Origin of the sequence: Rhodococcus sp. NBC_00297, assembly GCF_036173065.1 — a bacterium.
In the GTDB taxonomy this organism is placed as follows: domain Bacteria; phylum Actinomycetota; class Actinomycetes; order Mycobacteriales; family Mycobacteriaceae; genus Rhodococcoides.
In genome coordinates, this window is the sequence record NZ_CP108041.1 from 1,140,875 (window position 1) to 1,159,377 (window position 18,503).

At 69.8% G+C, this 18,503-nt stretch carries 19 protein-coding genes; 8 read left to right on the forward strand and 11 right to left on the reverse strand.

Annotation, left to right across the window (positions count from 1 at the left end; genetic code table 11):
* Positions 1-918 (forward strand): NAD-dependent epimerase/dehydratase family protein, encoded by a 918-nt coding sequence (locus OG947_RS05390; protein ID WP_328813280.1) that lies wholly within the window; start codon positions 1-3, stop codon positions 916-918.
* On the opposite strand, the gene OG947_RS05395 is transcribed toward OG947_RS05390, so the two are convergent.
* Both OG947_RS05395 and pdxH read right to left on the reverse strand, forming a co-directional pair.
* Positions 909-2,171 (reverse strand): MFS transporter, encoded by a 1,263-nt coding sequence (locus tag OG947_RS05395; RefSeq protein ID WP_285187880.1) that lies wholly within the window; start codon positions 2,169-2,171, stop codon positions 909-911. The two genes, OG947_RS05390 and OG947_RS05395, sit on opposite strands and share 10 nt — an antisense overlap.
* Positions 2,168-2,779, reverse strand: a complete 612-nt coding sequence (pdxH, locus tag OG947_RS05400; protein ID WP_328813976.1) for a pyridoxamine 5'-phosphate oxidase — start codon at positions 2,777-2,779, stop codon at positions 2,168-2,170. Before pdxH ends, OG947_RS05395 begins: the two co-directional genes overlap by 4 nt.
* A gap of 143 nt (positions 2,780-2,922) precedes the next feature.
* Between pdxH and OG947_RS05405 the strand changes: the two genes are divergently transcribed.
* Positions 2,923-4,044: a citrate synthase 2 gene (locus OG947_RS05405; protein WP_027504219.1), complete on the forward strand. Its 1,122-nt coding sequence runs from the start codon at positions 2,923-2,925 to the stop codon at positions 4,042-4,044.
* 88 nt (positions 4,045-4,132) lie between these two features.
* Here OG947_RS05405 and OG947_RS05410 read toward each other — a convergent pair whose 3' ends face one another.
* Complete coding sequence (locus OG947_RS05410; protein WP_328813281.1) at positions 4,133-5,161, reverse strand: type IV toxin-antitoxin system AbiEi family antitoxin domain-containing protein; 1,029 nt, start codon at positions 5,159-5,161, stop codon at positions 4,133-4,135.
* Between the two features lie 103 nt (positions 5,162-5,264).
* On the opposite strand from OG947_RS05410, the gene serC reads away from it, so the two are divergent.
* The 3 genes from serC to OG947_RS05425 all read left to right on the forward strand — a co-directional run bounded on the left by serC (position 5,265) and on the right by OG947_RS05425 (position 8,173).
* The gene (gene serC, locus OG947_RS05415; RefSeq protein WP_328813282.1) at positions 5,265-6,386 is read left to right on the forward strand and encodes a phosphoserine transaminase; all 1,122 of its coding nucleotides are present in this window, start codon (positions 5,265-5,267) and stop codon (positions 6,384-6,386) included.
* Between the two features lie 127 nt (positions 6,387-6,513).
* Complete coding sequence (sepH, locus tag OG947_RS05420; protein WP_222640911.1) at positions 6,514-7,374, forward strand: septation protein SepH; 861 nt, start codon at positions 6,514-6,516, stop codon at positions 7,372-7,374.
* Positions 7,375-7,456: 82 nt separating this feature from the next.
* The gene (locus OG947_RS05425; RefSeq protein WP_056446855.1) at positions 7,457-8,173 is read left to right on the forward strand and encodes a DUF6928 family protein; all 717 of its coding nucleotides are present in this window, start codon (positions 7,457-7,459) and stop codon (positions 8,171-8,173) included.
* Here the strand turns inward: OG947_RS05425 and OG947_RS05430 are convergent.
* Complete coding sequence (locus tag OG947_RS05430) at positions 8,170-8,445, reverse strand: DUF2537 domain-containing protein (protein WP_328810250.1); 276 nt, start codon at positions 8,443-8,445, stop codon at positions 8,170-8,172. The two genes, OG947_RS05425 and OG947_RS05430, sit on opposite strands and share 4 nt — an antisense overlap.
* The gene (locus tag OG947_RS05435; protein WP_328813283.1) at positions 8,442-9,245 is read right to left on the reverse strand and encodes a TrmH family RNA methyltransferase; all 804 of its coding nucleotides are present in this window, start codon (positions 9,243-9,245) and stop codon (positions 8,442-8,444) included. Before OG947_RS05435 ends, OG947_RS05430 begins: the two co-directional genes overlap by 4 nt.
* A 62-nt stretch (positions 9,246-9,307) precedes the next feature.
* Here OG947_RS05435 and OG947_RS05440 point away from each other — a divergent pair, with 62 nt between their 5' ends.
* Positions 9,308-10,522 carry a GNAT family N-acetyltransferase gene (locus OG947_RS05440; RefSeq protein ID WP_328813284.1) on the forward strand — a complete coding sequence of 405 codons (1,215 nt, stop codon included), beginning with the start codon at positions 9,308-9,310 and terminating at the stop codon, positions 10,520-10,522.
* Here the strand turns inward: OG947_RS05440 and OG947_RS05445 are convergent.
* From OG947_RS05445 to OG947_RS05455, 3 genes are all read right to left on the reverse strand, one after another.
* Positions 10,519-11,760 (reverse strand): MFS transporter, encoded by a 1,242-nt coding sequence (locus OG947_RS05445; protein WP_051613067.1) that lies wholly within the window; start codon positions 11,758-11,760, stop codon positions 10,519-10,521. The two genes, OG947_RS05440 and OG947_RS05445, sit on opposite strands and share 4 nt — an antisense overlap.
* Positions 11,761-11,864: 104 nt before the next feature.
* On the reverse strand, positions 11,865-12,293 hold the full coding sequence (locus tag OG947_RS05450; RefSeq protein ID WP_056447507.1) for a MarR family winged helix-turn-helix transcriptional regulator: 429 nt from the start codon (positions 12,291-12,293) through the stop codon (positions 11,865-11,867).
* A 62-nt stretch (positions 12,294-12,355) separates the two neighbouring features.
* Positions 12,356-13,810, reverse strand: coding sequence for an NCS2 family permease (locus OG947_RS05455; RefSeq protein WP_027504226.1), 1,455 nt, complete (start codon positions 13,808-13,810; stop codon positions 12,356-12,358).
* Between the two features lie 52 nt (positions 13,811-13,862).
* On the opposite strand from OG947_RS05455, the gene OG947_RS05460 reads away from it, so the two are divergent.
* Complete coding sequence (locus OG947_RS05460) at positions 13,863-14,126, forward strand: DUF2530 domain-containing protein (RefSeq protein ID WP_307095482.1); 264 nt, start codon at positions 13,863-13,865, stop codon at positions 14,124-14,126.
* Between the two features lie 139 nt (positions 14,127-14,265).
* Positions 14,266-14,400, forward strand: a complete 135-nt coding sequence (locus tag OG947_RS05465; RefSeq protein ID WP_261769702.1) for a hypothetical protein — start codon at positions 14,266-14,268, stop codon at positions 14,398-14,400.
* Here the strand turns inward: OG947_RS05465 and OG947_RS05470 are convergent.
* From OG947_RS05470 to OG947_RS05480, 3 genes are all read right to left on the reverse strand, one after another.
* Positions 14,378-14,929 (reverse strand): phosphatase PAP2 family protein, encoded by a 552-nt coding sequence (locus tag OG947_RS05470; RefSeq protein WP_328813285.1) that lies wholly within the window; start codon positions 14,927-14,929, stop codon positions 14,378-14,380. The two genes, OG947_RS05465 and OG947_RS05470, sit on opposite strands and share 23 nt — an antisense overlap.
* Complete coding sequence (locus OG947_RS05475) at positions 14,926-17,517, reverse strand: sacsin N-terminal ATP-binding-like domain-containing protein (RefSeq protein ID WP_328813286.1); 2,592 nt, start codon at positions 17,515-17,517, stop codon at positions 14,926-14,928. The genes OG947_RS05470 and OG947_RS05475 overlap by 4 nt, the downstream gene beginning before the upstream one ends.
* A gap of 125 nt (positions 17,518-17,642) precedes the next feature.
* Positions 17,643-18,479 (reverse strand): DUF3027 domain-containing protein, encoded by an 837-nt coding sequence (locus tag OG947_RS05480; protein WP_442973092.1) that lies wholly within the window; start codon positions 18,477-18,479, stop codon positions 17,643-17,645.
* Positions 18,480-18,503: the final 24 nt, after the last annotated feature.

Sequence of the window (18,503 nt, forward strand, 5' to 3'; positions counted from 1 at the left end):
ATGTCCGATCGTCACGTCGTCGTCGGGGCCGGCCCCGTCGGTACCCACGTCGCCCGCCTGCTCGCCGACCGCGGCTCCGAGGTCGTGCTCGTCTCCCGTCGCGGCACCACCGCTCCCGGCGTCACCTCCGCCACGCTCGACGCCTCCGACGCCGACGCTCTCAGCGCCCTCACGGACGGTGCCGTCGCGCTGTACAACTGCGCCAACCCGAGCGACTACACGCAGTGGCATCAGGTGTGGCCCCCTCTGGCGCGGTCGCTGCGCACCGCTGCCGAACGGACAGGCGCCGTCCTGGCTGTCACGGGCACCCTCTACCCGTACGGGCCCGTCTCCGACGGTGTCATGCGCGAGGGAATGCCCGACGCGGCCACCGACCACAAGGGTGTGCTGCGGGCCCAGATGTGGGCGGAGCTCGCCGACGCTCACCGCGCCGGTTCTCTGCGCGCCGTCGAGGTACGCGGATCCGACTACGTGGGAACGGGAGTGGGCGCGAACGGCCACGTCACGCGCCTTCTCCCCGCTGCGCTCGACGGCAAGGCAGTGTGGGCGATCGATGCGGCCGACGTGCCGCACTCGTTCACCGACGTCCTCGACGAGGCGCGGGCACTGATCGCCGCCGTCGACACTCCCGAATCATGGGGTCAGGTGTGGCATGCGCCGACCAATCCCGCTGTGACACTGCGGCAGGCGATCACCGACACACTCGCGGCCGTGGGCAGACCCCCGGTGCCCGTACGCGTCGTACCCCGCGTGATCACGCGGGCGGCGGGTCTCGCCGTACCGATGCTGCGGGAGCTGAACCAGCTGTCCTACCAGCGCACCGCGCCCTACGTCCTCGACTCGACGCGGTCACAGCAGATGCTGGGCATCGAGCCCACTCCCTGGGCGGAGGTATGCCGCCGCACCGCTCAGGTGTGAGCCGTGACGCGGTACTTGACGAAGGCCGGGATGGCGAGGGCCGCGATCATCACGCCGACGATGACCAGCACCCCGCCGCCCGCCGCCGCGGCCGCGGTACCCACCATGAAGGCGGCCGCGCCGTGCAGGACGTCGCCCACCCGCGGGCCGCCCGCGACCACCACGATGAAGACTCCCTGCAACCTGCCACGCATGTCGTCGGTGGCCACGGACTGCAGCATCGAACTCCGGAACGCGGCGGAGATCATGTCGGCGCCGCCGCCGATCGCCAGGAAGCCCAGCGCCAGGTACAGCGCCCACCCGCGCTCCCCGACCGTCGCGAGCGCCACCGAGACACCGAACCCGATCATCGCGCCGCCCCACACCACGATGCACGCGATCACCGCGACACCCTGACGCTGCACGCGTGGCAACCACCCCGAGAAGATTCCGCCCAGCACCGCGCCCGCCGACAGCGACGCGAACAACAGTCCGAGGACGAGTCCACCCTCGGCCGGGTCACCGAACGTCTCGGTGGCCACCTCGGGGAACAGTGCGCGCGGCATCCCGAACACCATCGCGATGATGTCCACGACGAACGAGGCGAGCAGCACCTTCTGCGTCGCCAGGTAGGCGAACCCCTGGAACACCTCGCGCAGACCCGCGCGTCGGGACTCCCCCGTCGGCGGAATCTTCGGCAGTCGCGCGACTGCCCACAGGGTCACCGACAGCGCAATGGTGTCGAGCAGGTACAGCGTCGGCAGCCCGAACGCCGGAATCAACGCACCGGCCAGCATCGGGCCCGCGATGGCACCGAAGTTGAACACCGTCATGTTGAGTGAGTTGGCAGCGGGCAACTGCCGCAACGGAATCAGGCGCGGGATGATGGCGCTGCGCGTGGGTTGGTTCACCGCGAAGAAGCCCTGCTGCACGGCGAGCAGCACCAACACGATCCACACGTTGTTCAGCCCCAGGTGCGCCTGCAGCCACAGCATGAACGACGTCGCGCCGATCCCCACCGTGGTGATCATCAGCAGGGTGCGCCGATCCATCACGTCGGCCAACGCCCCGCCCCACAGCCCGAACACGACCAGCGGAACCAACGCGAAAGCACCCGCGAGTCCTACGTACGCCGAGCTCGACGTGATCTGGAAGATCTGTTGCGGCACAGCGACGACCGAGAGCTGGGCGCCGATGACCGTGACGACGCCCGACGCCCACAGGCGTCGATAATCGGGATTCTGGAGAGGAGTGGTGTCGGCGAGAAGTCTCACGGTTGCAGACGTTCGACGCCGGACGCCGTGACCACCAGCCTGTTGTGCAGACGGTTGTTCCGGCCCTGCCAGAACTCCACGGACTCGGGCGCGATGCGGAGGCCGCCCCAGTTCGGGGGCACCGGCACATCCTGGTTCTCGAACCTGTCGGTCACGTCGACGAGGTGCCGTTCCAGGTCCTGACGCGATCCGATGGGGCTCGACTGCTGCGACGCCCACGCACCGAGCTGCGACCCCCGCGGCCGGGTGGCCCAGTAGGCAGCCGTCTCGTCGGCGCTCACCCGCGTGACCGGTCCGCGCACCGTGAGCTGGCGCTGGATGCCGATCCACGGGAACGTCGCCGATGCGAAGGGCGTCGACTCGAGATGGCGGGCCTTCGCGGATCCGTAGTTGGTGTAGAAGACGACGCCCGACTCCGACAACTCCTTGCACAGCACCGTGCGCGTCGCCGGTCGGCCGTCCGCGTCCACCGTCGCGAGTGTGATGGCATTCGGCTCCGGCAGACGCGCGTCGATCGCCTGCTGCAACCACACACGGGCGAGCGCGAGCCAGCCGCCGGCGAGGTCGCTCTCCTCGAGATCGTCGTCCCCGCCATACGCCACCCGCATATCCGCCAGGTCGATGTTCTCGCTCACCGCGCAGACGCTACTCCCGGAGTACGGTGCGGCCCGCGCTACCCACTAGGGTGCGGTGAGGTGCAGGTCCACGCATGAAAGCGGGGTCCGCGGACACAGGAGAACGAGGGATCTTCATGGCCCAGGAAACAGTGGTACCGGAGGGCTTCGTCGCCGGACTCGAGGGCGTCGTCGCCTTCACCACCGACATCGCCGAACCCGACAAGGACGGCGGCGCACTGCGCTACCGCGGCGTCGACATCGAGGACCTCGTCGGCAAGGGCGTCACCTTCGGCAACGTGTGGGCACTGCTCGTCGACGGACGCTTCGGCCCCGGACTACCGCCCGCCGAACCCTTCCCCCTCCCCATCCACACCGGCGACGTCCGCGTCGACGTCCAAGCCGGACTCGCGATGCTCGCACCGATCTGGGGGTACGAGCCGCTCCTCGACATCGACGACGACACCGCCCGCGAACACCTCGCCCGCGCCTCCGTCATGGCGCTGTCCTACGTCGCCCAGTCCGCGCGGGGCATCTACCAGCCGGCCGTGCCGCAGACGCGAATCGACCAGTGCTCCACCGTCACAGAACGATTCATGACTCGGTGGAAGGGCGACCCCGATCCCGCCCACACCGAGGCCATCGACGCCTACTGGGTCTCCGCCGCCGAGCACGGCATGAACGCCTCCACCTTCACCGCCCGCGTCATCGCCTCCACCGGAGCCGACGTCGCCGCCGCCCTCTCCGGAGCCATCGGCGCCATGTCCGGACCGCTCCACGGCGGCGCCCCCGCCCGCGTGCTCCCCATGATCGAGGAGGTCGAGAAGTCCGACGACGCACGGGCACTGGTCAAGGGCATCCTCGACCGGAAAGAGAAGCTCATGGGCTTCGGGCACCGCGTCTACCGCGCCGAGGACCCCCGCGCCCGCGTCCTCCGCGCCACCGCGCAGCGCCTGAACGCACCCCGCTTCGAGGTCGCCGCCGCCCTCGAACAGGCCGCACTCGCCGAACTGCGCGAACGCCGCCCCGACCGCGCCATCGAGACCAACGTCGAATTCTGGGCCGCCGTCATCCTCGACTTCGCCGAAGTACCCGCGCACATGATGCCCGCCATGTTCACCTGCGGCCGCACCGCCGGCTGGTGCGCCCACATCCTCGAACAGAAACGCCTCGGCAAGCTCGTGCGCCCCGCCGCCATCTACACCGGTCCCGCACCGCGCTCCCCCGAGAGCGTCGAGGGGTGGGGCACCATCGCGTGAGGTACGCGGGGTGCCCGGGTTTCCGCCGCGCGCACCGATTCGTGTGGCGCACCCCCCATCGGGAGTGCGCCACACGAACAGCGGTGCATCAACGACGACCAGTACACGGCGTGGGCATCGTCGCCGCAATGTCGAAGGCCCGGCGCAGCCGACGCCCGACGACGTCAGGCGTCGCCAACTCGGACCACACCCAGCGCACCACCATCCACCCGTACGACCGGAACTCGTCTTCCCGTCGCTTCTCCGCGAAAGCGACCCGACTCGGACTGCTGCCCATCGGAACCAGCGACGAGTACTTCACGAAGCCGTCGAATTCCCCGATCACTCCCTGCCGGTCGAACAGGAAGTCCGGACGTCCGATGAGCCGCCCCGCGGGATCGAGCACCGGGATCTGCAACTCCGGAGCAGGCATATCGAGGGCTCTCAGCATCACCCGACTCCTGGATTCGCCGACACTCTCGCTCCGTGGGTCGAGGAAGTCGACGACCCGGCGCGCGGAAGTCCCACCACGGGTAGGAGCCGAGTCCAGGCACGCGCGGATCGCCTCGATACTCGTCGACCCCGAGTTCAGCGCGGAGTCCCCCACGCAGACCGCCGCCTCGAAGTCGAGAGTGCGGCTGAGGTCGGCGATGGTTCGAGCGGCGCTCGTCACCTGGAGACCGTCGACAGACACCACGTCGTCGGCTGGGAGCGGCCCGACGTGCACATGCCTCCGCGTGGTGATCCTGCCGCCCGCCGCACGATCGACCGTCACGTGCACCAGCGTCAGATCGGGCTCCCACAGGGAGAAGCCGTGCACGAGAGCAGCCGACTGGTGGCTGACGACACCGGCCGACACCGAGGCCGCACGAACACTGTGCAGATGTCGGACGTCGGCAGGCGAGCCCTCGAGAACTGAGCGCGCGACATACACGCCCGGTCGCACCGTGGCCAGGACGCCGCGTGCAACAGCACGCCGGATCTGGTTGTCGGTCATACCGCACGCGAGCAACCGGGCACGCGTCCATGTCTCCTCGCCGAAGTTCACCCGTCGAGCGTGACCGGTGAACCCGGCACGGTCCACGACCACGTCGGGCCCGGGGACGGCGCTCCACAGTTCGCGTGATGCTCTTGACATCGGGGGTGCACGTGACCGAACGGGGTGCACGACCCCTGTCACGGCTGCATTACCCTGATCTCGCCGGTACCGCCCACACCGAAACTAAGGACGCGAACCCCGTATGGCCGAGAACCTGACCATTCCTTCCGACCTCAAGCCCGGCGACGGACGCTTCGGGTGCGGTCCGTCGAAGGTCCGGCCCGAGCAGCTCCAGTCCCTGGTGGACGTTGGCGCGTCGGTGTTCGGCACCAGCCACCGCCAGAAGCCGGTGAAGGACGTGGTGGGTCGGGTGCGCGACGGTCTGCGCGAGCTGTTCTCGATCCCCGAGGGCTACGAGGTCGTGCTGGGCAACGGCGGCACCACCGCATTCTGGGACGCCGCGGCGTTCGGCCTGATCAAGGCGAAGTCGCTGCACCTCACCAACGGTGAGTTCAGCTCGAAGTTCGCCTCGGTGGCCAAGGCCAACCCGTTCATCGGTGACCCGATCGTCGTCTCCGCGGAACCGGGCAGTGCTCCGGAGCCCACGTCGGACCCGTCGGTCGACCTGATCGGGTGGGCGCACAACGAGACCTCGACCGGTGTGGCCATTCCCGTGTCGCGCCCGGCGGGCTCGGAAGACGCCCTCATCGCGATCGATGCGACCTCCGGCGCCGGCGGCCTGCCCGTGAACGTGGCCGATTCGGATGTCTACTACTTCGCTCCCCAGAAGAACTTCGCTGCGGACGGTGGCCTCTGGGTCGCGCTGATGAGCCCCGCGGCACTGGCCCGCGTCGACGAGATCGCGGCGAGCAAGCGCTGGGTCCCCGACTTCCTGTCGCTGCCCATCGCCATCGACAACAGCACCAAGAACCAGACGTACAACACCCCCGCGGTGGCGACGCTGCTCCTGTTCGCAGACCAGATCGAGTGGTTGAACGGCAAGGGCGGCCTGGACTGGGCGACGTCACGGACCGCCGACTCCTCGTCGCGGCTGTACGACTGGGCCGAGCGCTCCGAGTACGCGACGCCGTTCGTCGTCGACCCGAAGCATCGCTCACAGGTGGTCGGCACCATCGACTTCGACGAGAAGGTCGACGCTGCAGCCGTCGCGAAGACGTTGCGCGCCAACGGCATCGTCGACACGGAGCCCTATCGCAAGCTCGGCCGCAACCAACTGCGCGTCGGCATGTTCCCGGCCGTCGAGCCCGACGACGTCACCGCCCTGACCGCCTGCATCGATCACGTGGTCGAACACCTGGCGTGAGAGAGTGCGTGTCCCCCCGACTGCTGCACTGTGGTGCATTACAGTCGGGGGAGGCACCGAACCCGGCCCCGTGCTCGGACAGCGAGCAGCCGAGGGGCAGGGGCCGTCGCGACGCAAAGGAGTGATCGTGCGAGAGATCCACGTGATCGGCCTGGCGTCGGACGGCAAGCACATCGTCTGTGCCGATTCCTCCGGTGAGAAGTTCCGTCTGCCGGCCGACGAGAAGTTGCGTGCCGCCGCCCGTGGTGACGCCGCGCGACTCGGACAGATCGAGATCGAGATGGATTCTCTGATGCGACCGCGCGAGATCCAGGCGCGCATCCGGTCCGGCGCCTCCATCGAGCAGGTGGCCAAGGAGTCGGGTATGCCGGCGAGCAAGGTGGAGCGCTACGCGCACCCGGTTCTACTGGAACGCTCCCGCGCCGCCGAACTCGCCCAGCTGGGCCACCCCCTGCGTGCCGACGGGCCCGCCGTGCTCACCCTCGTGGAGATCGTGGGACTCGCGTTCCGCGGCCGCGGGCATTCGATGGACCAGGCCGAGTGGGACGCGTGGCGCGACGAGGACAATCACTGGATCGCTCAGCTGACGTGGCCCGCGGGACGCACCACCAACACCGCGCACTGGCGTTTCCAGCCGGATGCCCACGGCGGCAGTGTCACGCCCCTCGACGACGCGGCGTCCGAGCTGATAGACCCCGACTTCGGCCGCCAGCTCCGAGGGCTGGCCCCCGTCGTCGCCGCCGAGGAGGACTCGCCGTCCCAGCAGACCCTCGACGACTACTACGGGGTCGACGCGGACTCGGACACGGAGACCACGGCGGAGCAGCCCGAACCCGCGGAGACACCCGCAGTGCAGGCCGAGCCCGAGCCCGAACCGACGCAACCCAAGCCGGCGCCGGGCCATGCGAACGCGAAGGACAAACGGGGAAAGCCGGCCATGCCGTCGTGGGAGGATGTCTTGCTGGGAGTGCGCAGCAACGGCCGCTGAGCCGAGCAGTGTTCACGGCAGAGCGATCTTCACGGCCGAGAAAGTGACCGTCTGAGACCGGACGACGACAAGGGGGCGCCCGGTGGGGCTGGGAACAGCAGCGTTGTGGTTCGTCGACGCACCTGATCCGATCGCGGTACTGCGGTCCGGAGTGCAGTCCGACACCGATGCGGCCGCGGCCGTCGCACGGAAGCTCCACCCCGGTCTCGAGCCCACCCTCGTCGGCATGGCTCCCCTGACGGCGTTCGCCGTGGCGTCGGAGCCGAACCGCGTGCTGGTCGGCTGCTACCCGGGTATCACCGTCGTCTGCGCGTCCGAGCCCGCCGCGGTGCGCCCGTCGACTCTCGAGGAGTCGTGGACGTCGTTGCTGCCGTCCACGCACACCTTTCTCGTCGCCTCCGAACGCGAGCACGCGTGGGGCGCCTTCGCGCAATGGGACTCCGGCACCCTGAAGCGCTCGTTCAGCGCCGGCCCCACCTACATCCACGAAGACGAGGGTCTTCCCTTCCCGTGGGAACGGCCCTTCTGGTCGGGCGACCATCCGCTGCAGTTCGACGGCGAGAAGTTTCCCGATCCCCAGGCGCTGCCGTTCCACCCCCAGGAGTTCGCCGACGCGGCGAGCGCCCACTGGCTCGGCGTCCGCATGATCGGCGGTGCCCGCGACGGGGACACCGACCCCGGGTCGGTGCTGTTGTGCGACTTCGCGATGCGCGATCCGGCGGCGACCCCTCCGCCCGAACCGCCGCGACCGGAGACTCCGGAGCCGCAGCGCAAGCGCGGCCTGTTCCGGCGCCGCTAGACCGACGCGTCGACGGCGAACGCCAGCACACCCACGGCCGCGCCGGCGGCGATGCCCGGAACGATGAAGCGCCACACCGGATCTGCACGCCGGCGGGCGACCGACGGCGCAGCGCCGCCCACCATCACGGCCATCACCAGGACAGCGAAGAGGCTGCTGACCCGGAGCAGGGTGAGGCCCAGCGTGATCACCGCGGCGGCGGTGACGAGTGCCACGGCGACGGCACACGCGATTCCCGGGCCCCACGGTGTCGGTTCGTCCGGATCCCTCATCCCGTGCGCACCCGCTCGTAGAACGCCATGGCGGCCGCGGTGGCGACGTTGAGCGAGTCGGTGCCCGGTGCCATCGGGATCCGCGCCCGGACGTCGGTGGCGCGCATCGCGTGTTCGGTGAGTCCGGGCCCCTCGGCGCCGAGCAGGAGCGCGACCTTCTCCCCCGTCATCGCCTCGGCCAGCGGAACGGCGGTGGGATTCGGAGTCAGCGAGACGAGCTGGAACCCGTTGTCGCGCAGCACGGACAGCCCGCGCGGCCAGTCGGGGACCGTGGCGAACGGCACGCGCAGCAGGTGGCCCATAGAGACACGCACCGACCGTCGGTACAGCGGGTCGGCGCAGGCGCCGCCGAAGAGGACGGCGTCGGCACCGAGGCCGGCGGCATTGCGGAACATCGAGCCGAGGTTCTCGTGGTCGTTGACGCCTTCGAGAATCGCCACCGTCCGCGCGTCGGCGACGACGTCCGCGAGGTCCAGCGGTGCGGGGCGCCGGGCGGCCGCGAGCACCCCGCGGTTGAGGTGGAACCCGACGGCCTCCGCCATGACGTCCGCCGTGGTGCGGTAGAACGGCACGTCGACGTCCACGAGATCGTCCGCGAGCTCACCGAGCCGCCGCTCGACGCCCAGCAGCGAGAGGGGCTCGAAACGTGACGCGACGAGGCGCTGGACCACCAGAACACCCTCCGCGATCACCAGCCCCTTGCCCTCGGGCAGGTCGGGACGACGGTCCGAGGAGTTGAGGTCCCGGAAGTCGTCGAGGCGAGGATCGGCTGGGTCGGTGATGTCGACGACGTGTACCACGGACCCATCTTCTCAGGACGTGTTCCGGCGGTGCATCGGCGCGGCCGATAAGGTCGTCTGCGATGACTACCGACGACACGATCACCATCCGTACCGCCACCGAGGACGACTGGGACGCCATCGCGCTCCTCGACGCCCACGCTTTCGGTGAGCACCAGAACAGCGAGGACATGGAGGAGACCAAGATACTCACGGCCTCGTCCGAAATTTTCCTGGCGTGCGACGGTGACCTGCCGGTCGGTGTCACGATGCACTTCCCGATGGACGTCACCGTTCCCGGTGGCCGCACCCTGCCCGCGACGGGGGTGTCGTGGGTGTCGGTCGCTCCCACGCATCGCCGACGCGGCATCCTGCGCCGGATGTTCACCGCGCAGCACGAGCGCTTCGAGGAGGCGGGCAAGCCCCTGTCGGTGCTCACGGCGAGCGAGGCGACCATCTACGAGCGGTTCGGGTACGGCGCCGCCACGCAGGGTGTCAACTACACCATCGACCGGCGCTTCACCGCGTTCCGCAAGGATCTGCCGCCGCCCCGGGGCGCCCGTCTGGTGACGTCCACGGAGGCTCGTGAACTGCTGCCGGAGATCTACGGACGGTGGCAGCGACAGACCGCCGGCGCCCAGCCGATGCCCCAGACCCGGTGGCATCGCTTCTTCGCCGATCGCAAGAACTCCCGCGGTGGTTTCTCCAAGCTCTTCTTCATCGTCCACCCCGACGGATACATCGCGTTCCGCCGCGGCTACCGCGTCGGGACAGCGGGGGCGCAGGAGGCGCGCATCGTCGACATCATCGCCGCGACGGACGAGGCACGCTCCGATCTCTGGCAGGTGATGTGCGGCATCGATCTCGTGGAGACGATCGAAGTGACGCTTCCCGTCGGGGATCCGCTGCTGACACTGCTGACCGATCGTCGTGTTCCGCAGGTCACCGGCGTCAAGGACGGCCTGTGGGTGCGGTTGATGGACGTCCCGGCGGCGCTGTCGGCGCGGACGTACGCCATCGACACCGATCTCGTGATCGGCGTGGAGGATCCGTTCCTGCACGCCGGCGGCGCCTATCGCTTCGTCACCCGCGACGGGCACGCCGAGGTCACCCGCAGTGACGACGACCCCGACGTGACGGTGTCCTCGTCCGTCCTCGGCAGCCTCTACCTCGGCGCGCACCGCGCTCGCCAGTTCGCGGCCGCCGGCCGAGTGGCGTCGACGTCGGAGAAGGCGTTGCACGAGTTCGATCTGGCTTTCGGCACCCCGAGCCAGCCCCAGATCGGCTGGTTCTTCTAGGCGGGTCGGGGTTCGTCGACCCCGACGTCGGGCATCGCGATGTCGGCGACATGGGTGCGGCGCACGACCAGCGCCGCGCCCAGGCCCGCGATCAGGGAGACGATCCCGCCGAGCACCAGCGGTGCGCGAGGATCGACGACGTCGGCCACCCAGCCGAGCAACGGGCTGCCCAGCGGGGTTCCGCCGAGGAAGCACAGCATGTAGATGCCCATGACCCGGCCGCGCATGTCCGACGGGACCGACGCCTGCAGGATGTTCATCGCGATAGTGCTGAACGTGAGCTGGACTGCGCCGGCCGGGATCAGCATGACTGCGACGGCCCAGAAAGCGGGCATCACTCCGGCCAGAGTCTCGAAGATGCCGAACACCACCGCGGACAGCACGAAGAGACGGATCCCGGGGGTGCCGCGTCTCCGGGCGGCGAGAGTCGCGCCGATCAAGGTGCCCACCGCGAGCACCGTGGACAGGAATCCGTACGCGTCCGCACCCTTGTCGAAGGTGTTGCGCGCGATCACCGACAGGCTCAGCGGGAAGTTGATGCCGAACGTCGACACGACGAACACGGTCGCCAGGAGCACGCACAGATCCGGCCGCCCCGCGACGTAGCGGAATCCCTCCCGCACCTGCCCTTTCCGACGCGGTGCACGCTCGACGGTGAACAGTTCGGCGGGCCGCATGGCGGCGAGGGCGCCGAACACCGCGGCGAACGAGGCTGCGTTGACGAGGAAGACCCAGCCGGTGCCGACCAGCGTGATGCCCACGCCGGCGATGGCGGGGCCGACTATGCGGGCGAGGTTGAACGTCATCGAGTTGAGGCCGATGGCGTTGGGAAGCCGTGCGGGACCGACCATCTCGATGGTGAACGACTGCCGGACGGGCGCGTCGATCGCCGACGAACAGCCGAGGAGCAGCGCCAGGACGTAGACGTGCCACAGCGCCACGACACCGCCGACGTCGAGCAACCCGAGCACGAGCCCGAACACGGCGGCAGCGGCCTGAGTGGCCATGAGGAGGCGTCTCTTGTCGTACCGATCCGCGAGCACCCCGCCCCACACGGACAGCACCAGCGTGGGACCGAACTGCAGTGCCATGACGATGCCGACGGCGAGCCCGTTGCCCCCGGACAGTTCGAGAACCAGCCAGTCCTGGGCGATGCGCTGCATCCAGGTGCCGATGAGCGAGACGATCTGACCCGACGCCCACAGTCTGTAGTTGCGCGAGTGCAACGCGTCGAACAGAGAGGGCCGGGCCGCGGACCCGTCCGTCCGCCGATGAAGTAGTTGCACGAAGTACCAATCTACTCCGGTGGCGGAGACCTCGGCCCGAGGTCAGGCGGGGAGCGTCACTCCGACTCGTTGACGATGGCCGACATGATGTCGACCGCGGTACGCATCGCCACGAGCTGGTCCGCGTCGAGCCCGCGCAACTGTTCGGTCAACCACGCCTCGCGGGCGTTGACCTCGTCCTCGATGACCTGACGGCCCGCGTCGGACAGCGACACGATGATCTGACGGCCGTCGGTGGGGTGGGGCATCCGGTCCACGTACCCGAGATCGCCCAGGGACGCGACGACGCGCGTCATGGACGGCGGCTGTACGCGCTCGCGCGCTGCCAGGGTGCCCGGAGTCATCGCGCCTTCGCGTGCGAGGGTCGCGAGAGCGGAGAGCTGCGTGAGCGTCACCTGGCTGGTGCGGCGGCCTCGCAGGTGCCGCGTCATACGGACGACAGCGAGGGAGAGGTCGCCGGCCAACGCACGCAGTTCCTGAGGCATCGCCACAGGATACGGCACGTGCGGGTGCTGAACGACCCGCGCGAGCAGCGGATCTGCGCCGACTACGTGAGCGCGTCCGTGATGGGCCCGAGGGCGAAGTACGCGACGAAGAGCAGGGCCACGATGCCGAGAAGTGGGTGGACGCTGCGGATCTTGCCGCGACCGACGGCGAGGACGACCCAGGTGATGAATCCGACGCCGATGCCGTTCGCGATGGAGTAGGTGAACGGCATGACCACGATGGTGAGGAACGCGGGCAGCGCCACATGGAATTTGGTGAAGTCGATGTCGGCGACCTGCCCGATCATCAACGCCCCCACCACGACGAGGGCCGGTGCGGCCGCCTCGATGGGGACCACCGAGTACAGCGGTGTCAAGAACATCGCGGCGAGGAACAGTACGCCCGTCACCACGTTGGCGAGGCCGGTGCGCGCACCCTCGGCGATTCCCGACGCCGACTCGACGAAGACCGTGTTCGACGACGCCGAACCTGCGCCGCCCGCGACCGCGCCGACACCCTCGACGACGAGCGCCTTGCCGACGCCCGGCAGCGTGCCGTCCTTGCTCGCGAGCCCGGCCTCCTTGCCGAGCCCGGTCATGGTGCCCATGGCGTCGAAGAAGTTGGCCAGCACCAGCGTGAACACCAGCAGGCTGGCCGCCAGGACGCCGATGCGGGTGAAGGCGCCGAACAGATCGACGTTGCCCACGAGTGACAGGTCGGGGAGGTCGACGACGACGTCGGGCAGCGCCGGCACGCTGAGGTTCCAGCCCTTCGGGTTCACTCCCGCGGAGGCACCGGTGTCGGTGATCGCCTCGATGATCGCGGCCACCACGGTGGTGACGACGATGCCGATCAGCAACCCGCCCCGCACCTTTCGCGCCACGAGGATGCCCATGAGAAGCAGACCGAAGACGAAGGTCACCGTCGGCCACGACGCGATGGACCCGTCGATGCCCAGGCCGACCGGAACGGTGGTGCCGGCGATGTCCGGCACACGACGCACGAAGCCTGCGTCGACGAGACCGATGAGCGCGATGAAGGCGCCGATGCCCGCCGCGATGGCGGCCTTGAGTTCGCTGGGGATGGCCTCGAACACGGCGGTGCGGAATCCGGTGAGCGCCAACACCACGATGATGATGCCGTCGATGACGACCAGCCCCATGGCCTCGGCCCAGGTGACCTGCGGGGCGATGGTGACGGCGAGCAGCGTGTTGATGCCGAGTCCCGCCGCGATGGCGAACGGGTAATTGGCGATGACACCGAAGAGAATGCTCATGACGCCGGCCACGAGCGCCGTGACGGCGGCGACCTGGGGCACCGGGAGGATGTCGCCCAGCACGTCGGTCTTGGCCGCCGCGTCGTCGGGCGAGAAGCTGCCGAGGATCAGCGGATTCAGCACCACGATGTAGGCCATGGCGACGAACGTGACGACGCCTCCCCGCACCTCGGCGGACATGGTCGATCCGCGATCGGTGATCTTGAAGTACGAGTCGAGGAGAGACGTCGCGCGAGACATGAAGTGGAGACTAGGCCATGACCCGGTGAGGGGCGCGGGTAGCGTCGGCGCCGTGCGCCCCACCCCCGCCACCCCGCCCGGACTGCCACCGCGCGTGACCGATCCCGCTCCGGTGCTCGCTGCCGGGACGCTGCTGTTCCTCGTCGCCGCCGTCGTGTGCTCGGTGGTCGACTCCTTCTCGGGCGCAGTCGCGGTCTGCTGGACGGGAACCGCTCTGGGCGCGTTGGGGTTCGGACTGTTCGCACTGCAACGCCGAGCTGCTCGCCGCGGCCGACGCACGGCCCAGAAGGGGCTCGTGCACCCGCCCGAGGTGTGACCCGGGCGACAGGTTCCGGGCGCTAAAACCCCCTCTGACGTGCTGGAACTCACCCTCGTCGAGGTTGAGTAACACGGACGTAACGTGGAGAATCGGTTATGTCAGTTCAGCTACTCGAGCAACGTCCGGAGAGATAGAAGTGAAGTACGTCGAAAGTTTCCTCAACCGCCGCCGCCACGTTCGGGCACTGCGTGATCTCTACGCACGCGCGAACAACGTGGGCAGCCCCGCGATGCGTGACGAGCTTCTCGTCATCGCCCAGCGCGACCGCTGAGTCGCGACACCACCGCGATACCCGCGACACCGACCAGGGCCCCCAGGAGCCAGCCGACGACGACGTCGCTGAGCCAGTGCGCCCCGAGGTAGACGCGGGAGAACCCGATGAGCAGCGTTGCCGCCGTGACCACGGCGGCCGCTGCTCTCGTTCGTTTCCGGGCAGTGTCGAACGCGCCGAGCACGACCAGCAGCGTGATCACCGCCGCCGCGAAGGTCGCCGACACCATGGCGTGACCGGACGGGAACGAGTAGGTCGAGATGTCGACGAGGCGCTCGGGCACCGGCGGCCGGGTCCGGCGGATCGCGTACTTGAGAGCGTTCATGACGAGCCATCCGGTGAACACCGTGGCCACGAGGCCCGGCCCGAGATGGCGGTGCCCACGGCGCACCAGGATCAGCGCGACCACCACCGTCACGAGTGCGACGCCCGCGGTGTTGCCCACCGTGGTGATCACGGTCATTGCGTCCGTCAGGGCCGCGCTCCGGTGATCCACCATCCAGTCGAGGACATCACGGTCCGCGCTCACGGCAGCACCGTCCGTGACACGTGCGTCTCGCCGTCGTCGGTGACCCAGAAGGGCACCGCTCGCTCCACTCGCACGGTGCCGCGACACCGCACCACCAGGTCGTCGTGCAGGACGACGACGTCCGGGACCGGCCACGACGAGATCGCGCGTGCAGCCGCGAGGGCGGGACGGGTGTCCACCGTCGCCCGCTCCCCCACCGACACGATCTCGACGCTCAGCGCCGTCGACGCCGTCTCCACGTCGAGGAGATCCGCGAGGGTGTCGGCGGACGCCGTCGACCCGAGCACGACTCGGTCGGCGGGTAGCAGGGCGATCCACCGCGGGTGATCGAGGACGACCACCGCGGCGGGATCGGCCACGCTGCCGGCGAGAGTGCGTACCGCCTCGGGCGGATCGATGTCGCGTAGATCCACCCACCCGGAGTCCACCGCCTCGGCGAGGAGCGTGTGGACCCGGATCGCCACCGCGGGAGACACCACACGATCGGGATCGGCCGCCGCGGCGAGCAGATCGGCCGCCGTGTCGGAGTCGTCGATCGCGGAACCCGCCAGCGCCGCGGCGAACTCGGCGGCGCGGGGATGGTCGACGGGGTCCAGCAGTCCACGCAGGGAGTCGTCGCCGGGCAGACGGAGCAACCTCAGCGGTGTCTCGTTCACCCGCGCGTGACGACGCAGCCACCAGGCGGTGTATCCGGTCCGGTCCCGCACCGCCGCGGCCGTCACCGGATCGTCGACGATCTGGGTGAGCGCGTCCGCCCAGCGCGCCTCGTCCACCAGATCGAGATCACGCACGGCGACCAGGGTGCCGGGCTCACCGGAGAGACCGTCCCACCACGCCTCCTCGTCGTCGAGATCGTGATCGGGACCCGCGGGGGTCTCGTCCACCACGACGCCGAAGCCGTGACCCACGCCCACCACCCGCAGGGCGTCCACGCCGTACCGGTCGACGACGGACCGATCCACCACGCCGAACGGGCTGTCCCGCTGCAACACTCGCCGTAACGGCGAGTCCGGCAACAGCAGTTCGTCCGCCGCCCGCATCTCGCCGTCCGACGAGAGCAACGGCAACGACCCGACGGAGCCGATCCTCGTCTCGCCGCCGACGGCTGCCGCGAGGGTCAGCACGTCGTGCACCAGTTCCTCCGGCACGTCGTCCGGATCCTCGAGCATCGCTGCCAACGCGGGGTCGGCGAGCAGGTCGGCCGGGCGAGCGGTCTGCGCTCCCGCGCGGCGGAGCAACGGATGGGCGGCGTCCGGGTGCACCACACGAGCCCACCCGACCGAGCCGAGACGGTCGCCGTCCACCAGCACCACCGTGCGGGGACCCGTGACGGTGCGGCCGTCCGTCAGCGGAACCGGCAGCGCCGCACACTCGTCGACGTCCGCCGAGTCGTGCACGATGTCGGTCAGTGCGTCGTACAGGCGGTGCCACCAGATCGGCGGCCGCGACACCCCCGACAGGCTCTCGACGATGCCCGCGAGCCCGAGCCGACGCACACCGACCGCCGCCAGAGCCGTCGCCGACGCGCGATCCGATGCCCTGGGTGCCACCAGACCCGGCACGACGTCCACGAGGAGTTCGGCCAATTCGGCTGAGATCGAGTCCACCACCGCGGCATTCGCGGGACGTACCGCCCGGCCCGCCGCCGTCGGGACCCACGCGGTCGACTCCAGGTCGCGGACGAGCGCCGCGCGGACCGCCTCGTCGACCTCGGACGCCGGCAGTCCCGGACGCGGTACCGCGGCGGCCCGATGAGACGCCGGCAGGTCGGCGACCAGTGCCGCGTATCCGGTCGCCACGACCGAGAGGTCGGCGCCCGGAAGGACCCGTCGACGGTCGGGCTGGAGGGGGACGTCCGCGATCAGGAGCAGCGGAATAGTCAGCACCTCATCGGATCTGGTGGGCGCACGCAGCACGTCCCGCGTCAGTGGCGCGGGCGAGTCCGGCGTGAGACCGTCGTCCTCGAGCGGCAGAAACCAGCGTGCGGCCGCCGCGTCGCCGCGCCACCATCGTCGGCCGCCGACCCGCACGTCCGTCCACGCTCCCGGGCCCGACGACACCTCACGCACGAGTTCGGTCCCGTCGACGGAGATCGACTGCAGCGCATCGAGTTCGAGCATCAGATCGATCGACTCACGGGCGGCCGCGGTCAGCACTTCGGCGACGTCCACGACGCCGTGCAGCACGACCTCGGTGTCCCAACCCGGGGTCGGCACGTCGTCCGACGCCCACGGCAACCGGAGGACGGGAACGCCCTGCTCCGGCTCACTGAGCCCACGAGCGGCGATCGCTCGGCGCGTCCTCGATCCGTCGAACACGATCGAGCCCGACGTGGATCGGATCTCGATACGCTCGGACACCGCACGGACGGCGGTGAACCCGACTCCGTATCGCCCGACGGACGTGGCGTGCTCGGAAGTCTTGTCGGACGCTCGCAGCGCGGACAGCGCCTGCACCCCGGTGATCGACAGCGGCACACCGACATTCGCGACGTGCAGCGCGTCGCCGACGGACCACACCGCCTGGCGACCGGGAACGTCGGCGCGGGAGGCGGCGTCGGCGGCGTTCTGCGCCAGCTCCGTGATCACGCGATCGCGGTAGCCCCCCACCACCAGATCGGCCTCCGTGGCCGCATCCTCCCGCAGTCGGGTGGGCGACGACGACCAGGCCGCGAGAACGGACTCGCGCAGTGCCTCCGTCCCGAAGGGGTCGGTCAGAGGGTCGACGACGACTCCGTGATGTCGGTGACCGCCTCGGTGTCCCGGGGCTCGGTGTTCTGGGGCTCGGTGTTCTCGGTCGGCGTGGTCTCCAGGGCACCGTCGTCGTAGGCAGCGTACGCGGGCGATCCGGCGCCGGTCGGTCCCTCGGTGTCCGAGTGCGCACCGCAGCCGTACGCCGCGTGCACCACGTGTCCGTCCGCGGCCAACTCGTTTCCGCACACGCCGAACGCAGCGCTCAGCGAACCCTGCAGAGCGAGGTAGAAACCGCACGTGACGCACGTGCCCGGCGCCGCCTTGGCCATCGGGGAATCGGGACCGAAGTCGCTCTCGGCCCACCGCTCGGCGGCCTCGAGCCGACCCTCGCGGCTCATGACCTGCTTGCGACCGAGACCGAGTTCGAGGGCGATGTCGTCGACGGCGGGATCGCCGGTGGCCAGGTACCCCGGCACCAGTCGGACGTCCTCGTGGCGCGGCGGCAGCAGGTCACCCGGAGCCAGATCGCCGGGACGGATGCGCTCGTCCCACGGAACCCACGTCGGCGCCACCAGGGCGTCCGGACCGGGAAGCAGGGCTAGTTCGCTGACGGTGACGGTCTCGGAGCCGGGGGGCGCTGCGACGACGACCGCCCACTGCCAGCCGCCGTATCCGGGCAGGTCGGCCGCGAAGCGGTGGATCGCGGAGGCCTTGTCGACGGCCTCGACCCCGAGGTGGCCTCCGACCGGGCCTTCGCCCGACTCCACGACGGCGGCCTGCGCCACGGACACGGCGTCGGCGAGGAGCGGGGGGATCTCGGTCACGACAGGGGCACTCACACCCCTATTTTGCAGCATCGGCTCGCGTCGTGCGCCCACCGG